General features: G+C 59.8%; 19 protein-coding genes. 13 read left to right on the forward strand and 6 right to left on the reverse strand.

Annotated features, from left to right (window positions below; genetic code table 11):
* The first annotated feature begins 20 nt into the window (after positions 1–20).
* Both V7Z56_RS00280 and V7Z56_RS00285 read left to right on the forward strand, forming a co-directional pair.
* The gene (locus V7Z56_RS00280; RefSeq protein ID WP_334127332.1) at positions 21–863 is read left to right on the forward strand and encodes a DUF3108 domain-containing protein; all 843 of its coding nucleotides are present in this window, start codon (positions 21–23) and stop codon (positions 861–863) included.
* A gap of 97 nt (positions 864–960) precedes the next feature.
* Positions 961–2,352: an adenylate/guanylate cyclase domain-containing protein gene (locus V7Z56_RS00285; RefSeq protein WP_334127333.1), complete on the forward strand. Its 1,392-nt coding sequence runs from the start codon at positions 961–963 to the stop codon at positions 2,350–2,352.
* Here V7Z56_RS00285 and V7Z56_RS00290 read toward each other — a convergent pair.
* From V7Z56_RS00290 to V7Z56_RS00315, 6 genes are all read right to left on the reverse strand, one after another.
* On the reverse strand, positions 2,349–3,734 hold the full coding sequence (locus tag V7Z56_RS00290) for a TRAP transporter large permease (protein WP_334127334.1): 1,386 nt from the start codon (positions 3,732–3,734) through the stop codon (positions 2,349–2,351). The genes V7Z56_RS00285 and V7Z56_RS00290 overlap by 4 nt on opposite strands.
* Positions 3,724–4,227: a TRAP transporter small permease gene (locus tag V7Z56_RS00295; protein WP_334127335.1), complete on the reverse strand. Its 504-nt coding sequence runs from the start codon at positions 4,225–4,227 to the stop codon at positions 3,724–3,726. Before V7Z56_RS00295 ends, V7Z56_RS00290 begins: the two co-directional genes overlap by 11 nt.
* Positions 4,228–4,260: 33 nt before the next feature.
* Positions 4,261–5,295 (reverse strand): TRAP transporter substrate-binding protein, encoded by a 1,035-nt coding sequence (locus tag V7Z56_RS00300; protein WP_334127336.1) that lies wholly within the window; start codon positions 5,293–5,295, stop codon positions 4,261–4,263.
* Positions 5,296–5,446: 151 nt separating this feature from the next.
* Positions 5,447–6,091 carry an MBL fold metallo-hydrolase gene (locus V7Z56_RS00305; RefSeq protein WP_334127337.1) on the reverse strand — a complete coding sequence of 215 codons (645 nt, stop codon included), beginning with the start codon at positions 6,089–6,091 and terminating at the stop codon, positions 5,447–5,449.
* A gap of 44 nt (positions 6,092–6,135) precedes the next feature.
* The gene (locus V7Z56_RS00310) at positions 6,136–7,632 is read right to left on the reverse strand and encodes a helicase HerA-like domain-containing protein (RefSeq protein WP_334127338.1); all 1,497 of its coding nucleotides are present in this window, start codon (positions 7,630–7,632) and stop codon (positions 6,136–6,138) included.
* 68 nt (positions 7,633–7,700) lie between these two features.
* Positions 7,701–8,588, reverse strand: a complete 888-nt coding sequence (locus V7Z56_RS00315; protein ID WP_334127339.1) for a LysR substrate-binding domain-containing protein — start codon at positions 8,586–8,588, stop codon at positions 7,701–7,703.
* A 136-nt stretch (positions 8,589–8,724) separates the two neighbouring features.
* Between V7Z56_RS00315 and V7Z56_RS00320 the strand changes: the two genes are divergently transcribed.
* From V7Z56_RS00320 to ccoS, 11 genes are all read left to right on the forward strand, one after another.
* Positions 8,725–10,512 carry an acyl-CoA dehydrogenase family protein gene (locus tag V7Z56_RS00320; protein WP_334127340.1) on the forward strand — a complete coding sequence of 596 codons (1,788 nt, stop codon included), beginning with the start codon at positions 8,725–8,727 and terminating at the stop codon, positions 10,510–10,512.
* A 264-nt stretch (positions 10,513–10,776) separates the two neighbouring features.
* Positions 10,777–11,574 (forward strand): helix-turn-helix domain-containing protein, encoded by a 798-nt coding sequence (locus V7Z56_RS00325; RefSeq protein WP_334127341.1) that lies wholly within the window; start codon positions 10,777–10,779, stop codon positions 11,572–11,574.
* Entirely contained in the window at positions 11,574–12,923 is a 1,350-nt protein-coding gene (gene hemN / locus V7Z56_RS00330; RefSeq protein WP_334127342.1) for an oxygen-independent coproporphyrinogen III oxidase, read from the forward strand. The genes V7Z56_RS00325 and hemN overlap by 1 nt, the downstream gene beginning before the upstream one ends.
* 216 nt (positions 12,924–13,139) lie before the next feature.
* Entirely contained in the window at positions 13,140–14,753 is a 1,614-nt protein-coding gene (ccoN, locus tag V7Z56_RS00335) for a cytochrome-c oxidase, cbb3-type subunit I (protein WP_334127343.1), read from the forward strand.
* Between the two features lie 6 nt (positions 14,754–14,759).
* Entirely contained in the window at positions 14,760–15,485 is a 726-nt protein-coding gene (gene ccoO, locus V7Z56_RS00340; protein ID WP_334127344.1) for a cytochrome-c oxidase, cbb3-type subunit II, read from the forward strand.
* A 10-nt stretch (positions 15,486–15,495) separates the two neighbouring features.
* A complete protein-coding gene (locus V7Z56_RS00345; RefSeq protein WP_334127345.1) occupies positions 15,496–15,645 on the forward strand; it encodes a cbb3-type cytochrome oxidase subunit 3 in 150 nt (49 codons plus the stop codon).
* A gap of 1 nt (position 15,646) precedes the next feature.
* On the forward strand, positions 15,647–16,516 hold the full coding sequence (gene ccoP, locus V7Z56_RS00350; protein WP_334127346.1) for a cytochrome-c oxidase, cbb3-type subunit III: 870 nt from the start codon (positions 15,647–15,649) through the stop codon (positions 16,514–16,516).
* 31 nt (positions 16,517–16,547) lie between these two features.
* The gene (gene ccoG, locus V7Z56_RS00355; RefSeq protein ID WP_334127347.1) at positions 16,548–18,008 is read left to right on the forward strand and encodes a cytochrome c oxidase accessory protein CcoG; all 1,461 of its coding nucleotides are present in this window, start codon (positions 16,548–16,550) and stop codon (positions 18,006–18,008) included.
* Positions 18,009–18,013: 5 nt separating this feature from the next.
* A complete protein-coding gene (locus V7Z56_RS00360) occupies positions 18,014–18,502 on the forward strand; it encodes a FixH family protein (RefSeq protein WP_334127348.1) in 489 nt (162 codons plus the stop codon).
* Complete coding sequence (locus V7Z56_RS00365; protein WP_334127349.1) at positions 18,490–20,814, forward strand: heavy metal translocating P-type ATPase; 2,325 nt, start codon at positions 18,490–18,492, stop codon at positions 20,812–20,814. The genes V7Z56_RS00360 and V7Z56_RS00365 overlap by 13 nt, the downstream gene beginning before the upstream one ends.
* Positions 20,811–20,978, forward strand: coding sequence for a cbb3-type cytochrome oxidase assembly protein CcoS (gene ccoS, locus V7Z56_RS00370; protein ID WP_334127350.1), 168 nt, complete (start codon positions 20,811–20,813; stop codon positions 20,976–20,978). The genes V7Z56_RS00365 and ccoS overlap by 4 nt, the downstream gene beginning before the upstream one ends.
* The last annotated feature ends 70 nt before the right edge of the window (positions 20,979–21,048 follow it).

Genomic DNA, 21,048 nt, shown 5'->3' on the forward strand with positions numbered 1-21,048 from the left:
GCCGGAAGGGATGAAAGCACATGTTTACAGAAAAAAGCCAACTGGCCAGAAAGGCGCGCGAGCTGTTCCTTGGCGCCCTGTTTGGCGCCGGCCTGCTCATCGGCACGGCGCAGGCGGCGGATGATATGCGGCTGCATTACTCCGTCTATCTCGGCGGTCTCCCGCTTGGCAAAGTCGACGTCGAGCTGAGCCAGAGCGACAACAGCTATGTTATCCGGAGCGCCGCGACCACCAACCGCAACTTCGACTGGCTGGTCACCTGGGTGGCGAGCGGGGAGACGCAAGGGCGCGTCGCGCTCGGCGAATTCCTGCCGCGCCAGCATCACCATACCAGCAAATGGCGGGATAAAGAGCGCATCGTGACAATGCAGTATGCGCCGGACGGCACGGTCAAGGTTGAGAAGACCGGCGGGCGGCCGCCCGCGGCGGGTGAGCTTACCCCCATCGACCCCGCCAGCCTGACCGACAGTATCGACCCGATGTCGGCCATTCTCACCGTCATGCATCGGCTGGAGCGGGGGGAGGGATGCCAAACCACATTGCCGGTATTCGACGGTCATCGCCGCTATGACGTGACGCTCACCGATGTACCGGCACGCATGTTCCGGGCGTCGGCCTACTCGGTATTCTCCGGCATGGCGACCGGATGCCGTGTCGAGTTTACGCCGATGGGCGGCTTCCCCGTCAATCAGACGGTCGATCAGAAAAACCACCAGGCTGTCGTCTGGGTTGCGGATCCCGCAGGAGACGGCCGCATTGTTCCGGTGCGGCTGCAGCGAACGACGCAGTTTGGTGCCATGGAAATCCACCTCGATAGCTACGGCGCCGGTGATATTCGGATCGTCAGCCCCAACGCCCGCTAGCTGGACGGGATTATATCCGGTAACATAAGCGGCAGCGTCTCGCGCCGCCCACGCGACGCATATGGCAGAACGCTGCACTATTCGAGCGAGGAAAGCGATGGCTGAAGCAGGTATGGGGAGAACGGAGCGCTGGCAGTGGCGGCGCGCGGCGGAGGAAATACCCGATATCACGAGCAATCGGTATCTTTACGAAGCGCTTGCGGAAAACAAGCGGCGCGGCCAGATGATGGCGATCCAGGCGCGGACCATTTCGCTCCTCGTCATTGCCGTGTTTCTCATCTACGTCAATCCCAAATGGTCTGTACTTTATTATGAAGCGGTGATCCTCGGGTTTCTGCTGATTGGCTGGGCGCAGGCAAAGGCGGCCCGGGTCGAGCGCTCGCACCTCGAACTCGGACTTATCCTGCTCGATATGCTGCTGATGACTATTGTGATCGTGGTCCCGAACCCGCTGAACGATCACGTGTGGTCTATCGCCATGCAGTTTAAATACGGCACCTTCATTTATTTTTTCATCCTGCTGGCCGGCGTGACTCTTGCCTATTCGTGGCGAACGCTGGTTCCGGTCACGGTATTTACGGTACTAGTCTGGCTCGGGGCCTATTTCTGGGCGCGAAGCCAACCCGACCCGATTCCGGAAATTACGGAGAATGTCCGCGCCGTCCTCTTTGGCCAGCCCGATATTCTTGCGCTTGTCGATCCGGGAAGCATTCTTTTTGAATCGCGCCTGCAGGAGATCATCGTCTTTGTCCTCGTCGCTGGCATGCTGGCGCTGAACGGCTGGCGGTCCAACCGGTTGCTGATCCGACAGGCGGAAGCGGCGCGCGAGCGCGCCAACCTGTCGCGCCATTTCCCACCGAATATTGTGGATGGCCTCGCCGGCCTCGACAATCCCTTCAGCCTGGTGCGCGAGCAGCCGGTCGCCGTTCTGTTCGCGGATATCGTCGGTTTCACGAAGCTCGCCGAGACGACAAGCGCGGATGAAACGGTCCGTCTACTGCGCGAATTTCATGCCCGGATGGAGGCCTGCGTCTTCGAGTATCACGGGACGCTCGACAAATTTCTCGGCGACGGGCTGATGGCGACGTTCGGCACCCCTGAAACGACACCGGAGGATGCGCTGAACGCACTCAAAAGCGCTGCCGCCATGCATCGGCGCATCGCCGATTGGAATGCGGTGCGGCGCGAGGAAGGGAAGACGCCCATCCGCCTCTCGGTCGGTATTCATTACGGGACGGTCATTCTTGGCAATATCGGATCGGAGCGGCGTCTGGAATATGCGGTGCTGGGCGATGTGGTGAATGTGGCAAGCCGCCTCGAATCCCTGACGCGCGTGCTGGACGCCGAAACGGTGGTGAGCGCCGATGTCGTTGCGGCCGCCGGCGGGGAGGCAATCGCCGCGGAATTCGGCTTTGTGGAAAATGGCCTGCAGGCCATTCGCGGGCGGGAAGAGTCGGTCAGAAGCTGGCTCAAGCCGCTTGCGCGCTAGCCCGACAGCAGGCGCGGAACGATCAGGGAGAGGGCGGGGAAGGCAAGAATCAGTCCGGTGCGGACGAGTTCCATCCCGAAAAACGGCAGGACGCCCTTGAAGGTCTCCGCCATCTTCACGTCGCCTGCGAGGGCGTTGATGATAAAGACATTGAGCCCGACGGGTGGCGTGATCAGCCCGAGCTCGACGACGATCAGCGCGAGGATGCCGAACCAGATCTTGAGATCGTCCGTGCCCATCCCGAAGGCCGCCTCGCCTGCGCTGACATAGTCGCCGCCGTTAATCTCGACAAGCACGGGCCAGAGAAAGGGCACGACCACGAGGATCATGGAAAGCGAATCCATGAAGCAGCCGAGAACGATCAGCGCCAACAGGATAAGGAGCATGATCATCATCGGGTCGAGCGCACTTGCCGCGGCCCAGCTCGCGAGGGCTTCGGGGAGCCCGGCCCGCGTGAAGAAGCCTTTGAGGACTTCCGCGCCGAACAGGATGAAATAGATCATGCCACTGGTGACGGCGGTTGAGAGCAGCGCACTTTTGATGCTTGCAAGCGTCAGCCCCTCGCCATGGCGGCGCAGGTAGAGACCATAGACAAGGATCAGAAATGCGCCGATCGCCGCCGCCGGCGTCGGCGTGAAAAGACCAAAGCCGAGGCCGAGGATAATCAGGCCAAATATAACCACAACAGGGACAAGGCGGCGGATTGCGTGGCGGCGCTCCTCCGCCGCCATCGGGATGGCGTCGGGCGCGAGCGAGGGCCGGACCCGGACAAGAACGAAAATGGTCAGCACGAAGAAAACAACTGCCAGCGTTCCCGGGAGGATCGCCGCCTGGAACATCTCAAGGATCGAGGCTTCGACAATGGTCGCGTAGATGACCAGCGCGACGGAGGGCGGGATGAGGATGCCGAGCGTGCCGCCGGCGGCGAGCACGCCGGTTGCAAAGCCCGGCGCGTAATTAAGTCGCCTGAGCTCCGGCAGCGCGACCCGGCCCATGGTTGAGGCGGTGGCAAGTGACGAGCCGCAGACGGCCCCGAAGCCCGCGCAGGCCCCGATCGCCGACATCGCAACGCCGCCGCGAAACCGTCCTGAAAAGGCATTGACGCCCTGGAAGAGATCCCGGCTGAGGTTGGCGTTGGCGGCCAGATATCCCATCAGGATAAAGAGAGGCACGACGGAGAGGTCATAATTCGCCATCGCATTCCACAGCAGCGATTTGAACTGATAGAGATAAGGTTCAAACCGCAGGTAAGGGAGGACGAGGCTTAGAACATAGTTCCCGCCGATGCCGACGAGCAGCATGGCAAGACCGACAGGGATGCGAAGCGCCAGCAGCAGGAACAGCACCAGCAGCCCGAGGAGACCGATTGTTTCACCGCCCACGCCGCTGAACTCCTCCGACAAGCTGCTCGGCCGCCACCCCGGCCCAGAGGATCAGGGAGAGGATGCCGGGGATATAGAACGGCCAGTTGTACCATCCGAGAATGGGCGAGAGGGCGTGATCCTCATAGGCGGAAATCATGCCGAGGGTCATCCAGTAGGCAAGGAACAGCGCCGCCGCGACAGTCAGAAGCAGCGTTATTGTTTCAAGACCGCGCTGAACGCGGGGGGAGAGCCTGTCGACAAAGAGATCGACGGCGACATGGCCTTTCTGGCTCTGGCAGTAGGGGAAGAACATAAGGGCGATGGCGCTGAGCGCGAGCTGCACGAAATCCTCATAGCCAGCGAGGCCGCTGACATGGGCGCCCATCAGCCGCGCCAGCCTGTCGAGCCCGAAGGCGGCAACGTTAATTGTGGTGACGGCAATGATGAGGAAGGTGAGAATTCCGGCAAGCAGGGCCCAGCCCGAAGCAATCTGATCCAGCGCTTTCGACATTCGTCACACTTCCCCGATGCGAAACCCCGCGCGTCAGTTGCTGTTGCTGTTGTTGGCGACCGCCTTGCGGGCGGCTTCAACAAGGGCAGCGCCGTCGACGCCGCGCGCGTTTGCTTCCTCAATCCATTTGGCGACGACCCGCTCGCCGGCGGCATCGAACGCGGCCTTGGCGTCGGCGTCAAGATGAAGAATTTCGCCGCCTGAGTCGATCTGCATGCCTTCGCCCGGCTTTTCGACCTCGTTCCATGCGATACCCATTTCTTCGGAGAAGGCGGGACCGATGCTGTCATCGATTACCTTCTTCAGGTCATCCGGCAACTGGTCATAGCGACTCTGGTTCATTGCGAACAGGAAGGTGGAGGTGCCGAACCGCTCATTCCCGCCGCCGACGAGGGAATATTTCGTGAGCTCGGCGAGTTTCATCGGGGGAAAGATCTCGAATGGAACCAGCGCTCCTTCAACGATCCCTTTGGAGAGAGACTGGGAAAGGTCGGGGAGGGGCATGCCGACCGGATCGGCGCTCCATTCCTCGATGATCCAACCGCCCGTGCGCGACGGGGTGCGGATCTTCATGCCTTTGACATCGTCAAGGGAGGTGACCTTCTTTGACGCGGTATGCAGCGCATTGCCGGCGTGAACATGCACCAGCAACGGTTTCACATCCTTGAAGTCCTCGGCGATCATCGGAAAGATTTCCTGAATGGCGGCGTTGGTCGCGCGCGCATCGCCCCTGTGCACGGTCGGCAGCTCGAAAACCTCGGTGCGCGGGAAAACGCCCGGCGTATATCCCGGCAGCGTCCAGACAATATCGACGACGCCGTCACGGACCTGCTGATAGAGCTCCGGCGGTTTGCCGCCAAGCGCCATGGACGGGAAGATCTTCACCTCGATCCGGCCATTGGAGGCCTTTGCGACGCGCTCGGCCCAGGGCTCCAGCATCTTCGTCTGCGCCGGGGCCTTCGGACTAAGGAAATGATGAACGGTCAGGGTGACTTCCGCAGCTTGCGCGGCGAATGCGCCGCCCACGGCCATGGCCGCGACCAGGGACAGGCCAAAAAGCTTTCTCATGATATCTCCTCCCAGTTTGTGCCGCTAATGTCGGGAATTTCCCATAACGCAAGTTACCGATAATAGACAACTATCTGGAAATGTCCCGCAGAGTTCCCGCAAGGCTCTCTCCCGCTGCGGTCCCGCGGGAGGTCAACGCCGAAGACCGGGATCAGCCAAATATCAGGTCCGCGACAAAAGCGTTGGTTTTCCGCTCCCATCCGAAAGTCGATGTGTCGCCATGGCCGGGGATAAAGGTGATGTCGTCGCCAAACGGCCAGAGCTTGTTGCGGATGGAATGGATCAGATCGTCATAATTGCCGCGCGGGAAGTCGGTGCGCCCGATCGAGCCGCGAAAGAGCACGTCGCCGACAACGGCAAGGCGCGCCGTCTCGTTGATAAAGACGATATGGCCCGGCGTATGTCCGGGGCAATGCACAACCGTCAGCGTCTCGTTGCCGACGGTGACCGTATCGCCATCCTCCAGCCAGCGGTCCGGCGTAAAGACATAGGCGGGCGGAAAGCCGTAGCGCTCGCACTGCGCCGGCAGCTGCTCGATCAGGAAGAGATCGTCCTTATGCGGTCCTTCGACCGGCACGTTCAGCTTGCGGCGGAGTTCTTCCGTGCCGCCGGCATGATCGAGATGGCCGTGCGTGACAAGAATTTTCTCGATCGTCACGCCTTCCTTTTCTGCGACAGCCAGCACGCGGTCAAGATCGCCGCCGGGGTCGGTCACGGCGCCCTTCATGGTCTCCTCGCACCAGATCAGGCTGCAGTTCTGGGCAAAGGGCGTGACGGGGATGATGGTGGCTTTCATATATCGTCAGCGCGCCCGGCGCGCCGTCCTTCCGTTCCGTTAAGCTATTTTCGTTTCAGCGCGCCGAGAATACCACGGACCAGCGCATTTGCAATGCTTCGCCCGAGCGAGGAGCTGACGGCGCGGGTGATCGACTTGACCGCCGCCTCGCCGACGCTCTGGCGGTTGGAGGCGCGCGCCGCGGGCTTCGGCTCTGCCGCCTTTGCCGCGGCCTCCTGCTCGGCGACTTTGGCGGCTTTCTCCGCCCGCGCCTGAAGGATCTCATAGGCCGATTCATTATCGACCGTCTCGTCATACTTGCTGCCAAGACGGCTCTCCCCCATAACGGCGCGGCGCACCTCGGCGCTGACCGGCCCGAGCAGTGACGAGGGCGGGCGGATCAGCGTGCGCTGGACGATCGAGGGTTCGCCCTTGTTCTCCAGCGTCGAGACCAGCGCTTCGCCGACGCCAAGCGTGGTGATCACTTCCTCCACCTTGAAGGCGGGGTTGGGGCGATAGGTCTGGGAGGCGAGGCGGATCGCCTTCTGCTGCTTCGGCGTAAAGGCGCGGAGCGCGTGCTGCACCCGGTTGCCAAGCTGGCCGAGTACCGAATCCGGAATATCATCCGGGCTTTGCGTAATGAAAAAGATACCGACGCCCTTGGAGCGGATGAGACGCACGACCTGCTCCACCTTGTCGAGGAGGACTTTCGGCGCCTCGTCAAAGAGGAGATGCGCTTCATCGAAGAAGAAAACGAGTTTCGGCCGGTCGGCATCGCCGGCCTCGGGCAGTTCCTCAAACAGTTCCGAGAGCATCCAGAGCAGAAATGTCGCATAGAGGCGCGGCGAGTTCATCAGCCGGTCGGCGGCGAGGATATTGATCATGCCGCGTCCCTCGCGGTCGGTGCGCATGAAGTCCTTGAGATCGAGCGCCGGCTCGCCGAAGAATTTATCCGCGCCCTGATCCTCGAGCCGCAAAAGCCCGCGCTGGATGGCGCCGATCGATTGCGGCGAGACATTGCCATAGACCGTCGAGATCTCGGCGCGCTGTTCATTGACGACGCCTAAAAGCGCGCGTAAATCCTTGAGGTCGAGCAAAAGCAGGCCCTGCTCATCGGCGACGCGAAAGACGATATTCATGACGCCTTCCTGTGTGTCGTTGAGCTCCAGCATGCGCGAGAGCAGCAGCGGGCTGATTTCCGAAATTGTCGTGCGGACGGGATGGCCCTGCTCCCCGAAAAGATCCCAGAATACGGTCGGGAAGGCGGCGCCCGCATATTCTTCCGCAAAGCCGATCTTGGCGGCGCGTTTGCCGAGAAACTCCTCCATCGCGGAGGGGCGGCAGAGACCCGACAGATCGCCTTTGATATCGGAGAGGAATACAGGCACGCCGGCGGCCGAGAAGCCTTCGGCGAGAACCTGCAAGGTTACCGTCTTGCCGGTGCCGGTTGCGCCTGCAATCAGGCCGTGACGGTTGCCCCATTTGAGCGGCAGATATTCATTCTCCCCCGCGCCGTCATCGGTCTTGCCAAGAAAAATGCTGTCGCTTTGCAAGCAGGCCATATCCGCCCCTTCCCCTGATGTCCGCAGTTTCTGCGCGGTTGGGTTAATTCCTTGTTTCGCCGTGAATTTTATACGGATTGCCCGGCCGCCTCAAGCATCCATTCGCGCACTGCCCGGAGTTTCGGCCGGTCCGCCTTGCGCGCCGAGGAGACGATCTGAAACGGCTGGTTCGAGCGGCGCGCGACATCGAAAAGCCGGACAAGCTGCCCGCCGGAAATCGAATCCTTCACCAGCGCCTCGATCCCGATGGCGACGCCGAGACCGTTTTCCGCCGCGTGCAGCGCCATGTTGGCGCTTTCGAAATGCAGGCCTTTGTTCGTATCGATATCGTGAAGGCCCGCCGCGGCGCACCAGCGCGCCCAATCGGTCGGGCGCGGGCTTTCATGCAGCAGAACGGCGTGGCGGAGATCGCCTGGCACCGCAAATCTTTCGGCCATCTCCGGGCTGCAGACGGGGTAGGTGAGGACATCGAGCAGCTTGTCAACCCGCATCCCGGTGAGGCTTGCGCCTTCTGGCAGGATCTGGATCGAGAGGTCGAAATCGTCGCGCTCGAAGTCCGTCGGGTTGAGCGAGGTGACAAGCTGCACGTCGATATCGGGATGCCGCTCGTAAAGATTGGCCCAGCGCGGAATGAGCCAGCGCAGAACGAAGGTCGGATAGGCGCAGATTGAGACCGCGTTGCGCCGCGTCTCGCTGCGCAGCCGGGCCGTCGCGGCCGCGATTTTCTCGAGCGGCAGCGTGATCTCGGCAAGATACTGCCGGCCGACCGCCGTCAGCTCGATCCGCTTGTGATGGCGATGGAACAGCGTCTTGCCAAGATAATGTTCGAGCGTCTGGATTTGCCGGCTGACCGCGCCCGGCGTCACGCCAAGTTCCTCGGCTGCTTGATTGAAGCTCAAATACCGGCAGGCGGCTTCGAAGGCGCGCAGCCCGGAAGATGAAGGAATTTGAAGCATATTCATCCCGTGACATGATTGAGTTTTTCTCAATCATACACCGCTGAATTATCGGTTGTCCATCCGCGGATGACGGCGCAAGATACGGGCAGCATCGAAATGGCCGCGGGGCCTGAGGAATTTTGGGAGTGTGACGATGAATATGGAAATCAAGATCAAGCCACGGGAAGAGCGCGAGCTGGAAGACTGGATCGCCCGCGATTGCCATGGCCTCAACTTTTTCGATATCGACAGCAATCTTCAGGACCTGCTGAAGATCTATCTGCCCGATGATCTCCGCGAACATATGACGCCGATCTACCGGCAGCTTGGCGAGGTCGCGGGCAATCGGCTCGATGAGCTGTCGCGCATCTGCGACCGTCACCTGCCGGTGCTGCATCCGCGTGATGCGCGCGGTCGCAACCAGGACTGGATCGAGTATCACCCCGCCTACCGCGAGATGGAAAAGATTGCCTACGCCGATTTCGGCATTCACTGCATGTCGCGGCGCGAAGGCGTGCATGGCTGGCCGACGAAAGTCCCGCCGATGGCGAAATATGTCTTCCAGTATCTTTTCACCCAATCGGAATTCGGCCTGATGTGCCCGATCTCGCTTGCCGACACCTCGGCCATGCTGCTGGAGCGCTATGGGCCGGAAGATGCAAAGGCGAAGTTCCTGCCGCGCATGCACAGCCAGAATATGGACGAGCTTTACCGCGGCGCCCAGTTCATGACCGAGAAGATAGGCGGATCGGAGGTTGCCAACCTTACTGTCACGGCGCGCGAGGAGGACGGCGTCTGGCGGCTTTACGGCGATAAATGGTTCTGCTCCAACGCCGATGCGGAGGTTTGCCTCGTGCTTGCGCGTCCCGAGGGCGCGCCGGAGGGTAACGCCGGCCTCGCGATCTTCGCGGTGCCGCGCTTCCTTGATGACGGCGGGCGCAACGCCTACCGGATTGTCCGGCTGAAGGACAAGATGGGCACCAAGTCGATGGCGTCGGGCGAAATTATTTTCGAGGGCGCGCGCGCCTACGCCTTCGGTGATGTCGGGGCAAAAGCCAACCCGGGCCTTCGCCAGATGATGGATCAGGTCAATATGTCGCGCCTTTCGCACGGCGTGCGGGCCGCCGGCATGATGCGCCGCTGCCTGAACGAGGCGATGATTGCGGCGCGGAGCCGCGACGTATTCGGCGAGACGATCATCAACAAGCCGCTTCTCCGTCGTCAGCTGCTGAAAATCATGGTCCCGACCGAACAGGTTCTCTCCATGATCATGCATGTCTCCAAGGTTCTGCATGAGGCGGAAAATGGCGATGAGGGCGCAAAGCGGCTGAACCGCATCCTGACGCCGCTGCTCAAATTCCGCGCCTGCCGCGATAACGTCACCGTAGCGACGGGCGCGCTGGAGGTGCGGGGCGGCAACGGCTTTATCGAGGATTGGGTCAACGCCCGTCTTGTCCGTGATGCGCATACCGGCCTTCTCTGGGAAGGAACATCGAACATCAACGCGCTCGACGTTACGACGCGCGCCATCGCCAAGGCCGGGGCGCATGATGCGCTGGCCGATGACCTGAAAAAGCAGCTGGACGCGACCGAGGGACTCCCCGGCCAGTATGCGGGCGAGCTTGCCGGCCTTATCGACCGGGCCCGGAAATTCGCCGGTGAAATTGCCGCGAGCGGGAACGAAATCAAGGCGCGTCAGGCGTCGAACGCGCTGTATCATGCGACCACGGCGACGCTGCTGGCGCGCGAGGGGACGATCCTTGGCAAGGCGGGCGGTGATGCACGGCGTCTGCTGCTCTCCCGGCTGGTCGTCGATACCCGGCTGCGGGCTGCGGATCCGCTGACCAACGGCGATGACCGCTTCGAGGTCGAGGCCGGCAATCTGTTGCTGAGTGATGCGCCGGTGCCGCTCGATGTCGCGACGGACCTCCTGCGTCTCTAGGCGCGATTCGCAACCGGTCCTGAGATCCATAAACTGAGTTCGACAACATTCCCCGGCTGTGGCAAAATGCCGCTGCCGGGGATATTTTTTGTCAAGAAGCCTGCAAAATGGCCAAAAATTGCTGCGCCGGACGCTTTTTTACGGTTTTATTATGTGAATTTAACCCCTGCGTCATCACACCGCATGGCCGTGTGTGACAAAGCCTGAGATATGCAGGCAAGCCGTGATCGCACATTTATCGAACGATGGTAGGAGGTAGGCGACATGATGGAAACGATGGCTGCAAAGCCCCGGCCTGCAGGTGAGAGCGAAGCGCCGAGCGTGTGCTACAATCTGTCGACATTCAACGACATGTATGAAAAGCATGCCTCGAGCAAGGTTGCCTGTTCCACCTGCACCATGCACCGACAGGCGATCTGCTCCAGCCTGACCGCCGCCGATCGGGATGTATTCGGCCGCTATGTCCGGCTTCGCCCGGTGAAGGGCGGCCAGTCCGTCTATCGCGAGTTTGAAGAGGCGAAATATATCTTCACGATCGTTACCGGGGAGATCCGCCTGGCCAATCTGCTCGATGACGGCCGCCGCCAGGTGACGGCGTTCAAATCAGCGGGCGAGATCATCGGCGAGCATAGCGGCGGATATTATCAATCCGATGCCGAGGCGGTCTGCGATACCATCGTCTGCCAGATCCCCATCAAGGTCATGGACAGCTACGTTGACGGCATTCCGGCGATGCGCGATGCGCTGATGGACATGATCCGCAAGGAGCTGAGCGACCTTCGCCAGCATGCGATCCTGCTCGGCCGCAAGACGCCGATTGAAAAGATCGCCACCTTTCTGATCAACCGGGCGAGCCAGCAGAGGAGCGACGAGGGCGAGACGCTGGAAGTGATCCTGCCGATGGGGCGAAGCGATATCGCCGATTATCTCGGGCTGACTATCGAAACCGTCAGCCGGACGATTACAAAGCTCAAGAATCTCGGCGTCATCACCGTGCCGTCGACACATTCCATACGGATTACCAACAGATCAGCGCTTGAGTTGCTGGCGGAAGGCGAGTGATGATGTCTGTCACGGCAATGCGGCGGGAGCAGTCCGTTCCGCGCTATACCAGCTATCCGACGGCGCCGCATTTCACGCCTGCGATAACAGGCGATCTCTATGAAAAGTGGCTGCGGGAGCTTGACCCTTCCCATCCTCTCTCCCTCTATCTGCATGTGCCTTTCTGTCAGGAGATGTGCTGGTACTGCGGCTGCCACACTAAAGTGGTCGCCCGCTATGATCCGGTTGCCCGGTATGCGGCGGATCTTCGCGCGGAGATCGCCCTGGTGGCCGACAAGTTGCCCGGCCGGTTCAGTATTTCGCACATTCACTGGGGCGGCGGCACGCCGACCATGCTGTCGGCGGAAGATTTTTCCGAAATTATGAACGACCTCCGCTACCGCTTCGATATCACGGACACGGCGGAACTCGCGGTCGAGATCGACCCGAGGACAATCACTGCGGAAAAGATCGCAGCCCTTGCCGCCGCCGGGATCAATCGCGCCAGTCTCGGGGTGCAGGACTTCAGCCCCGATGTGCAGCGGGCGATCAACCGCATTCAGTCATTCGAACTGACGCAGCAGGTGACGGAGAATTTGCGCGCGGCGGGAATTGACCAGATCAATTTCGATCTGATGTACGGCCTGCCGCGTCAGACAGAGCGGGAGGTCCTGAACACGATTGACCTTGCTCATACGCTTCAGCCGGACAGGATCGCGCTGTTCGGCTATGCTCATGTCCCCTGGATGAAAAATCACATGAAGATGATCCGGGAGGAGGAACTGCCGGGTAGTGACGCCCGCTATCGCCAGGCACAGCAGGCCACCGAAAGGCTCCTTGGCCTCGGATATCGCCAGATTGGCCTTGATCATTTTGCGCGCGGTGATGACGCGATGGTCATGGCGCTGGATGCGGGCCGGCTCAAACGGAATTTTCAAGGCTATACGGTTGATGATGCCGCCGCCCTGATCGGCATAGGTGCTTCGGCCATTGGACGCTTGCCACAAGGCTATATACAGAATGCAGTCCCCATGCATTCCTATGCAGAAATGGTTGCGGCCGGCCGTTTGCCCATCGTGCGGGGAATTGCCCTGACGGAGGATGATCGTCTGCGGGCGCAGGTTATCGAACGGCTGATGTGTGATTTCGAAGTGGATCTTCAGGCGATAACCCGATCATTCGAACGGGCAGTTGACTATTTTGCACCGGAAATTGCGGCGCTTGCCCCTTTTGCAGAAGAGGGACTGCTTCATTTTGACGGCAACAGATTAAAAGTTCTACCCGAGGGACGTTTGCTTGTTCGCACCATCTGCGCAGTTTTTGACAGTTATCTTGCGGGCGGAACCGCGCGGCATTCCAAGGCTGTCTAACGCTGCGTCAACCGGCGACACATTCCCACACCCCCAGCCATTGACTGATTTCGACTTCATTTGATTAGAATCAATGAGGTATTGCTGCGGTGCGGTATACACATCACAAACAAGGGGTGCGATGGCGTGATCGGGCGCGACTGAAGTGTCCGCAATCCGCATCAGTACGCCGTGATATGTGGCAATGGACGGAATTCCAGTATGAATCTCTTATGGATGGCTTTTACTGCTGTTGGTGTTTTGCTGGGCGTTATTCTCTCGGCAAAGGCTGTCGACCCGGCGATGATGCTGCACGGGATGATCTTTTCTCTCGCAGCAATTCTTTGCGCCTTCGCCTTGGTTGCCCGGCATTATCGGCATGCCGAGGCGCCGTCGCTTCAGGATGCCGGGGGCGGCGTTAATTACAATACTGACATCGTCAAGGCCGGGGTGATCGCTTCGATTTTCTGGGGCGTTGTCGGCTTTGCTGTGGGTGTTGTCATCGCCTTGCAACTGGCCTTTCCTGTTCTGAACTTCGATCTGCCATGGACGAATTTCGGGCGACTGCGGCCGCTGCATACCTCGGCTGTCATCTTTGCCTTTGGCGGCAACGTGCTGATCGCCACTTCTTTCCATGTGGTGCAGCGGACCTGTCGCGCCCGTCTTGCCGGCGATCTTGCGCCCTGGTTTGTTTTCTGGGGATACCAGCTTTTCATCGTCATTGCAGCGACCGGCTATGTGCTGGGTGTTACCCAGTCCAAGGAATATGCCGAACCTGAATGGTATGCGGACCTGTGGCTGACCCTTGTCTGGGTTGTCTATCTGCTGGTGTTCCTGGCGACGATCTGGAAGCGGCAGGAAAAGCATATCTATGTGGCGAACTGGTTCTATCTGGCCTTTATCGTGACGATTGCCATGCTGCATATCGTCAACAACCTGTCGATGCCTGTCAGTCTTGCGGGTGTGAAGAGCTATTCTCTTTTCGCCGGGGTGCAGAGTGCGCTGACCCAGTGGTGGTATGGCCATAATGCCGTGGGCTTCTTCCTGACGGCGGGCTTCCTCGGGATCATGTATTACTTCATTCCGAAGCGGGTGAACCGGCCGGTCTATTCCTATCGCCTGTCGATCATCCATTTCTGGTCGCTGATCTTCATCTATATCTGGGCGGGGCCGCATCATCTGCATTATACCGCACTGCCGGACTGGGCGCAGACCCTCGGCATGACCTTCTCGATCATCCTGTGGATGCCCTCATGGGGCGGCATGATCAACGGCCTGATGACGCTTTCCGGCGCCTGGGACAAGCTGCGGACGGATCCGGTCGTCCGTTTCCTGGTTACCTCCGTTGCCTTCTACGGCATGAGCACCTTCGAAGGCCCGCTGATGTCTATCAAGGCGGTGAATGCGCTCAGCCACTATACGGACTGGACCATCGGTCACGTGCATTCCGGGGCTCTCGGCTGGGTTGCCTATATCAGCTTTGGCGCACTTTATTTCCTGGTGCCGGTTCTTTGGAAGCGCAAGTCACTCTATTCCGATGCGCTGGTCAATCTGCATTTCTGGATTTCGACCGTAGGGATCCTGCTCTACATCACCTCGATGTGGGTTTCCGGTATCCTCCAGGGGCTGATGTGGCGGGCGTATGATGCCTTCGGCTTCCTCGAATATTCCTTCAGTGAAACGGTTGAGGCGATGCATCCCTTCTACGTCATCCGGGCGGCCGGCGGGATACTGTTCCTGATCGGCTCCCTGATCATGGTCTATAATCTCTGGCGGACGATCCGGGGGGATGTGCGCGCAAAGGAAGCGGGATCACTGGTTCCGAACCTGGAATTTGCAGGGGCGAGGTAAGGTTTGATGATTAGTCACAAGAAAATTGAGAAAAACTCGATCCTGATGCTGATCCTGGTGCTGATCGTCGTCTCCATCGGCGGTATCGTTGAGATTGCGCCGCTGTTCTATCTGGAAAGCACGATCGAGAAGGTGAAGGGGATGCGCCCCTACAGCCCGCTTGAGCTGGCGGGCCGGGACATTTACATCCGCGAAGGCTGCTATAACTGCCACAGCCAGATGGTACGGCCGCTGCGGGATGAGGCCGAACGGTATGGCCATTATTCGCTCGCGGCGGAAAGCATGTATGACCATCCCTTCCAGTGGGGATCCAAGCGAACCGGGCCGGACCTTGCCCGCGTTGGCGGCCGCTATTCCGATGAATGGCATGTCACGCATATGAAAAATCCGCGCGATGTGGTGCCGGAATCCGTCATGCCGGGATATCCTTTCCTCGCGACCACTCCCTTGCGGGTGCCGGATATCCGGAAAACCCTGGAAGCCAATCGCGCTGTCGGCGTTCCCTACACCGATGAGATGATTGAAAATGCCGTGCTGGATCTCAGGATACAGGTCAATCCGGATGCGGATGAGATTGACGCGTTCATGGAGCGTTACCCGAAAGCGCAGGTCCGCGATTTTGATGGCAATCCGGCCATGCTATCGGAACTTGATGCGATGATCGCCTATTTGCAGATGCTGGGAACCCTGGTTGATTTCACATCCTATGATGTGGACGCCAACAAACGGTAGGAGGAAACAGATGGATTTTCAGACCGTTTCCGCCTTCGCCCAGAGTTATGGCCTGGTCTATCTCTTTGTCTTGTTCGTCATAGTTCTGGTCTACGCGCTGTGGCCACGCAACAAGGGTAAGTTTGACAAGGCTGCCAGGATCCCGTTTGAGGAAGATTAAGATGTCCAACAAGGTTGAAAAAGACGAATTTTCCGGCACCGATACCACCGGTCATGAATGGGACGGCATCAAGGAGCTTGATACCCCCATGCCGCGCTGGTGGCTGTGGACAATGTATGGCACCATTATCTGGTCGATCGGCTACTGGATTGTGATGCCGGCCTGGCCGCTGGTCAGCGACTATACGGCGGGTGTCCTCGGGTATTCCTCCCGCGGGTCACTGGAGCGGCAGCTTGCCGAGGCGGAGGCGGCGCAAGCCGAGGATCGAGCCCTGCTGCTCGCGACGCCGCTGGAAGACGTCAAGGATAATGAAGGGCTGTATCAGTTTGCGCTGCGGGGTGGCAAATCCGCCTTTGCGGTCAACTGCTCGCAATGCCACGGCTCGGGCGCGGCCGGTGCGCCGGGTTTCCCGAACCTCAATGATGATGACTGGCTCTGGGGCGGCAGCCTTCAGGATATATATCAGACCATCCAGTTCGGTATCCGGTCCGATCATGACGATACTCGTCTTGGGGACATGCCGGCGTTCCTGACGGATGGCATGCTTGAAAAAGAGCAGATCAATGACGTGACCGAATATGTCCTCTCTCTCTCGGAGGACCGCAAGGATACAGCGGCAGTTGAACGCGGGACGCAGGTTTTTGCCGAAAATTGCGCATCATGTCATGGCGAGAACGCCAAGGGCAACCGGGAGCTTGGCGCCCCGGATCTGACCGATGCCATCTGGTTTTATGGCAAGGACAAAGATGTTGTCTTGAGAACCATTGCGCGCGGCCGTGCCAATGTGATGCCGGCCTGGGTTGACCGTCTGGATGATGTGACCATCCGTCAACTGGCGCTCTATGTGCACTCTCTCGGGGGCGGGGAGTAGTCACTAGCCTGTCCATTTTGGAGTAGAGAGCATGTCTGACAGCTCCGTTGAAAATATTGATGTCCGTCCGGTCAACAAGAAGGAAAATCGATCCCTTTTTGCGGGACGCGAGAAGATCCAGCCGAAAAAGGCGCGGGGCAATTTCCGTCGCCTGAAATGGATCATCATGGGGATTACCCTGTCGATCTACTACATCACGCCCTGGATTCGGTGGGATCGCGGGGCGGGTGGTCCGGATCAGGCTGTCCTTGTTGATCTCGCGCATGAACGTTTCTATTTCTTCTTTATCGAGATCTGGCCGCAGGAAGTCTATTACATCACGGGCCTGCTGATCCTTGCGGCCATTGCCCTGTTTCTCGTGACGTCCCTGTTCGGGCGGGCGTGGTGCGGATATTCCTGCCCGCAGACGGTCTGGACGGACTTGTTCATTTTCGTGGAACGGATGGTGGAAGGCGATCGCAATGCCCGCCTGCGCCTTGACAAGGCGCCCATGTCGGTCGGTAAATTCGCCAAACGCTTCCTCAAGCATACCATTTGGCTTGTCATCGGTCTGCTGACCGGCGGCGCCTGGGTGTTCTATTTTGCCGATGCGCCGACCCTGCTGCACGACCTGATAACGCTGGAGGCCCCGATCGTGGCCTATGCCAGCGTCGCCCTGCTGACGGCGACGACCTATGTCTTTGGCGGGCTGATGCGGGAGCAGGTCTGCACCTATATGTGTCCTTGGCCGCGCATTCAGGGGGCGATGGTGGATGAAGACACCATGACCGTCACCTATCACCCTGCGCGGGGTGAACCGCGCGGGCCGCACAAGAAAGGGCAGCCGTGGGATGACCGCGGTCATTGCATTGATTGCAACCAGTGCGTTGCCGTCTGTCCGATGGGCATTGATATCCGCGACGGGTTGCAGCTTGAATGCATTACCTGTGCCCTCTGCATTGATGCCTGCAACGACGTGATGGACAAGATTGACCTGCCACGCGGTCTGATCAGCTACGATACCCATGCCGGACAGTTTGATCCGGATCCGGCCCGCAAGCCGCGCATCCGTTTCATCCGGCCAAGAACCATGGCCTATACGGCCATTCTGGTTCTTGTCGGGGCAATCATGCTGTTTTCGCTGCTCAACCGGTCGGTTCTCGATGTGAATGTCATCCGGGATCGCAACCCGCTGTTTGTGGTTCTCTCGGACGGATCAATCCGTAATGGCTATACGGTCAAGGTCCTGAATAAGGCACATGCAACCCGCCAGTTCCGCATTGATGTGGAGGGATTGCCGAACCCGAATATCTGGCTTGAATCAGGGGCGACGATCGACGATCCGATTATCGTGACGGTTCCGGCGGATTCTCTCTCAAGCTACAAGCTTTTCGTGGCCGTGGCGGGCGACAGCCTGGAAGACAAGTCTGTGGACATGAACGTTGTGGTTACCGATATCGAGAGTGGGACGCAGGATTCCCAGGAGAGCAGTTTCAAGGGACCGGAGAAATGAGGACAGTGACGGGAGAAAAACAGCTGACCGGCCGTCATGTGCTGATGATGCTGTGCGGGTTTTTCGGGTTGATGTTTATTGTCAACGGCCTGTTCGTTTATTTCGCGCTCGGCAGCTTTTCCGGTGTCACCGACCCCAACGCCTACATGCGCGGACTTGCTTATAATGACGAGATAGATCATCAGGCGCAGCAGCTTGCACGCGGCTGGAAGGTGTCGCTGCTGTTTGATGCCGAAGCGGAACATAAAGGCCGGTTGACGCTGGAGATCAAGGATGCTTCCGGCGATGCGCTCGCGGGTCTCAATGTGGATGCGACTCTTCGTCGCCCCGTAATTGACGCAGGCGATCGAAAGCTTACATTGACCTTTAATGGTTCCGCCTATGTTGCGGATTACGATTTCCCCGAGCCCGGGCAGTGGGATATTTCCATTCTTGCCCATGGCGGCGGATATGACATGCCTTATCGGCTGGATAAGAGGGTATGGGTCAAGTAGCACTCAAGACAGAGGATCATCTGACGACAGGCCGGCCGTATGATCTGGCTGGGGGCTGCTGCCCTGCCGGCGGGGTGGCGGCGTTTGGCGATGTTCTCTCACCGGAGGCGGATTACAGCAATTTTGTGAGCGCCGATCCTGTCGCCTTTGTTGAGTCGGATCAGGATGGCAATGCGATGTTGCATGTTCTGGTCGAAAATATGCATTGCGCCGACTGTATCCGGACGATTGAACAGACGCTCAAATCGAACCCGGCCGTGATTGAGGCGCGGGTCAATTTCTCGACACGCCGCCTGTTTCTGCGCTGGCATCCCGATGGCATCGATGTGGCGGAGCTGGTAAAGCCGATTATCGATCTCGGCTATCCGCTCACCCCTTATAATTCGGCGATGATCAAATCCGCAGGCGCGGAAGAGAATGCGAAGCTGCTCCGCGCGCTCGCCGTCGCGGGCTTTGCGTCGGCCAACGTAATGCTGTTGTCCGTTTCCGTCTGGTCCGGGCTTTTCTCCGAGGATATGGGCTCGGCGACGCGTGACTTCCTGCATTGGGTCTCGGCGCTGATTGCGTTGCCTGCCGTTGCCTATGCCGGTCAGCCTTTCTTCAAATCCGCGCTGGCTGCGCTTCGCGCCGGGCGGACCAATATGGATGTGCCGATCTCCCTTGCGGTTATTCTGGCGTCGGGCATGAGCCTTGCCGAGACGATCCGGAGCGGTCAACACGTCTATTTCGATGCGTCTGTATCACTGCTCTTCTTCCTGCTGATCGGTCGCTATCTTGACAATGCGGCGCGGAGCAAGGCGCGAAGCGCGGCGGAACGCCTGCTGCTGCTCAAAGCAGTGGCGGCAACGGTCGTCGAGGCGGATGGCAGCCTTAAAACCCTCGCCGTCGAGGCGGTGGTGCCGGGATCGAGGGTCCGCATCATGGCCGGCGACCGCCTGCCGGTTGACGGTGTCGTGGTGTCAGGCCAATCGGAGCTCGACGTCAGCCTGATCACGGGCGAGAGCCTGCCGGCGGCGGTGAAGCCCGGTGACAATGTTTTCGCGGGCACGCTCAACCTTGGCGCGCCGATCGATATTTCCGCGACGAAAATGGGCGACAACACCCTGCTCGGCGATATCGTCCGCCTGATGGAGGCGGCGGAGCAGGGCCGCGCCCGCTATGTCCGCATCGCCGACCGGTTGTCGCGCTACTATGCTCCGGTGGTGCACACGCTCGCCGCGCTCACCTTTATCGGCTGGTGGTTCTATTCCTCAAGCTGGCAGATCGCGCTGATGCAGGCCGTCGCGCTTCTCATCATTACCTGCCCCTGCGCGCTCGGTCTCGCCGTGCCGGTGGTGCAGGTGGTGGCAAGCGGCCGGCTGCTGACGCGGGGGATCCTCGTGAAGTCGGCGGATGGCCTTGAGCGGCTTGCCGAAGTGGATACGATCGTTTTTGATAAAACCGGCACCCTGACGGAAGGCCGCCTCGATCTCGTCAATGGCGATGAAATCTCGCAAGAGGATCTCCGGCTTGCCGCCAGTCTTGGGCAGCACAGCCGCCATCCGCTCGCCAAGACGATTGCACGGGCCGGCGGCGGAGAAAGTCTCAATCTCGATGTTGAGGAGCATCCCGGCGCCGGGCTCCGGGCAATGACGGATGCGGGCGAAGTCCGCCTCGGCAGTCGCCGCTTCTGCGATGTCGCCGAAGACGCCGCGGCCGACAAGCAGGCCGGGCCTGAGATGTGGCTTCGCCGCGCCGATGGACGCACCGTGCAGTTCCGCTTCCGCGATCACCTTCGCGCCGATGCGAAGGAAGTGATCCGGGATCTCTCGGCGCGCGGCTTTGCCATTGCGCTGCTCTCGGGCGACCGTGAGCCGGTGGTTCGCGAACTTGCCGAAGAACTCGGGATCGAGCGCTGGTATGCCGCGCAGAAGCCCGAGGACAAGGTGAGCCGCCTCGACAGTTTCGCGAAGGAAGGGCGCAAGGTGCTGATGGTCGGCGACGGCATCAATGACGCCCCCGCGCTTGCCGCTGCCCATGTGTCCCTCTCGCCCGCAACGGCCTCCGATATCAGCCAGACGGCCGCGGATTTCATCTTCCAGGGGCGCCTCCTCGGCCCGGTCAGCGAGACAATTTTTGTCGCCCGCTCCTCAAAGCGGTTGATTTTTGAAAATTTCGGCCTTTCTTTCCTTTATAATGCGATTGCGATCCCGCTTGCCGTGTTGGGGTTTGTGACGCCGCTGGTGGCAGCGGTCGCCATGTCGTCGTCGTCGCTCGTCGTGTGCCTGAACTCGCTCAGGCTGCGAAACAAGCGAAAGGAAAGCATCCTATGACCTCCCTCGTTTTTCTTATCCCGATCGCGCTTTTCCTCGGCGGACTGGGTCTCGTTGCCTTTTTATGGAGCCTGAAAAGCGGCCAGTATGAAGATATGGACGGCGCAGCGCAGCGCATCCTGATCGATGACGACGAGCTGGAAGGACGCAAAGACGGTCGCTGAGGCGATTGCACATGCCTGTCGCTCAGTGCTGGCGGATTCTTTTTTCTGCTGATAGTCTGTTTTCCCAGAA

Source organism: Sneathiella sp., assembly GCF_036844445.1.
Lineage (GTDB): Bacteria > Pseudomonadota > Alphaproteobacteria > Sneathiellales > Sneathiellaceae > Sneathiella.